Origin of the sequence: Phocaeicola sp. (assembly GCF_048170425.1) — a bacterium.
Classification (GTDB): domain Bacteria; phylum Bacteroidota; class Bacteroidia; order Bacteroidales; family Bacteroidaceae; genus Phocaeicola.
This window is the reverse complement of the sequence record NZ_DBEXBB010000097.1, coordinates 1-2658: the sequence shown is the minus strand read 5'-3', so window position 1 is coordinate 2658 and position 2658 is coordinate 1. Positions and strand designations below refer to the sequence as shown.

Genomic DNA, 2658 nt, shown 5'->3' with positions numbered 1-2658 from the left:
TCATAAATTCAGAAAACGGCTGCAAAGTAACTAATTATTTGCCACATAAAGAAACAGAAACAGAAAATTCTTTTGACATTTAGCGAATTTATCCCGTATAGAATGTACGGCAAACACAAATATAGCACATTGTTTATCAATACATTAACATACTATAAGGATTTATAAACGGCTGTCGGTTCGCTTCATTAGTGTATTTTTTGTATCTTTGCCAGTCGTTAAGAGCAACTATAATACAATGAGCGCGAAAAAAGTTTTATTCATTACACAAGAAATTACTCCCTACGTACCCGAAAGTAACCTGGCATTAATCGGCCAGAATTTACCGCAAGCCATACAAGACAAAGGCCGCGAAATCAGAACTTTCATGCCGAAATGGGGCATCGTGAACGAACGCAGAAACCAATTGCATGAAGTAATCCGTCTGTCTGGAATGAATCTGATTATCGACGACACGGATCATCCGCTGATCATCAAGGTGGCATCCATCCAGGCTGCACGCAGACAAGTGTACTTTATTGATAATGATGATTATTTCCAGCATCGCCAGATGACATGCGATGAAAACGGGAAAGAATATGAAGATAACGGCGAACGTGCCATCTTCTATGCGCGCGGTGTGTTGGAAACTGTCAAGAAACTCCGCTGGTGTCCGGACGTGATTCACTGTCACGGATGGATGAGTGCGATGGTTCCTCTTTATATCAAGAAGGCTTATTATGATGAACCTTCTTTCCGCGACTCGAAAGTGATTTTTTCTCTCTACCAGGAAGGATTTAATTCAAACTTAGCTCCTAACTTTGCCGAACAAGTGCTGTTCAAGGAAGTAACTTCGAAAGATGTCAGCATGATGAAGTCGCCGGCAAACTACGAAGAACTCTGCAAGCTGGCAGTAGCCTACTCCGACGGAGTGATTCAAAATGACGAAACTGTAAACCAGAATGTGCTCGACTACGCACGAAGTCTGCACATTCCGGTGCTTGAATACGCTTCGGGCGATGCCTATGCAGATGCGTGCGACGCATTCTATGACAAGGTGTTCGTTTCCGAATAAATATGAATACATAAAAAAGGACGAAAATGAAACTTAAGTTCTTGGCAGCAATCGGACTTGCAGCCACACTCTACAGTTGTGATGATACCACTACAGGTGTCGGTGAATTTGTGGCAGATGCAGATGAAATCACAGCATCAGCTCAAACTTTTGAGGCCACCACACAAACCCTGAAATATACAGACCTGAATCCGAACGGAGTATTCTCCCGTACAAGTAGCGCATACTTGGGTAAATTTACCGATCCGGATTTCGGAACGTATACCACCGATTTCATCACACAAATCAATTGCACGGAAGATTTTGAATTTCCGGAACATATAGAAAAAATCGAAGCTACCACACTGGAATTATCCTATGCTAGTTTCTTTGGTGACTCCTTAGCTCCGATGAAGGTGAGAGTTGACGTGTTGAAAAAAGCAATTGATGACGATGGAGAAGATTTAGATTTATATTATACGTCCTATAAGCCTGAAGATTTCTACAATGCCAACGGATTACCTTTGGCTGAGCAGGAATATGCCGTACGTGACAACTCATGGACAGATGCAGAAATTGACTCCATCAAAAGTGCCAACGGGTATTACCCCCCTCTGATTATCGACTTGGATAAAAAAAGCACATGGAACATTGGAGATGAACAAAAAACTGGCACATTCAGCGAATACCTGCAGGCTAAATATAACGAAGACAAGAATAACTTCAAAGATGCCCATTCTTTTATCCATAATGTATTGCACGGATTTTATGTACACAATACAGGTGGAGAAGGCTCCATTCTATATATTGGAGACATCTGGTTACGCATGAAAGTGAGCTATTGGGTAGACAGCTCTAAGGGAGAATTAGACTCTTTGGTTTATGCTTCAGTTCCTTTTGCAGCAACTAACGAAGTATTTATGTCTACGCGCCTGGACAATTCCGAAGATGCGTTAAACAGACTCGCTGAAGAAAAAGCTCATACTTATCTGAAAACTCCTGCTGGACTCTGCACAGAAGTAGAACTTCCATTACAAGAAATGTATGAGGCACTGGGTAATGACACATTAAACTCCGTTTCTATGTCATTTACTAAATACAAGAATGTGAGCGAAAATTCAGAAAACAGCCCATACAAAATGGGAACTCCACAGTATTTGCTGCTTATTCGCAAGAATCAAGTAAACGATTTCTTTGAGCAAAGAAAGAATTACGACAGCAAAACAACCTTTTTAGGTTCTTACAGCAGTACAACTAATTCTTATTCATTCTCACAGGTGAACCGCTTGATCAGCCAGATTTTCAGCGATATGAGAACCAAAGAAGAGCCGGCTGAAGGATGGGATAAATACAATACCATGGTATTGATTCCGGTAAAAACCGAAACAGACTCTCAAGGAAACACCATCGGTTTGTCGCACGATCTGGAAGTAAACTCAGCTAAACTCATAGGTGGGGAAGAAGGAGAAAAAATCAAGATGGAAGTTATCTATACCAAACCGAAATTCAATAAATAGGGATATTCAGTAAATGTCCCTAAAAGTAAGATGGCATATAAAGTCGATAGAGTATAATCACTTTATATGCCATTATTATTGCCCTTTTTCTGTGTTTTTTCATATAGT

At 40.6% G+C, this 2658-nt stretch carries 2 protein-coding genes; both read left to right on the top strand.

The features are described from left to right. Positions 1–238: 238 nt before the first annotated feature. Entirely contained in the window at positions 239–1054 is an 816-nt protein-coding gene (locus ACMJ0U_RS04070) for a glycogen/starch synthase (protein WP_417128354.1), read from the top strand. Positions 1055–1080: 26 nt separating this feature from the next. Beyond that, a complete protein-coding gene (locus ACMJ0U_RS04065; protein ID WP_417128353.1) occupies positions 1081–2550 on the top strand; it encodes a DUF4270 domain-containing protein in 1470 nt (489 codons plus the stop codon). The last annotated feature ends 108 nt before the right edge of the window (positions 2551–2658 follow it).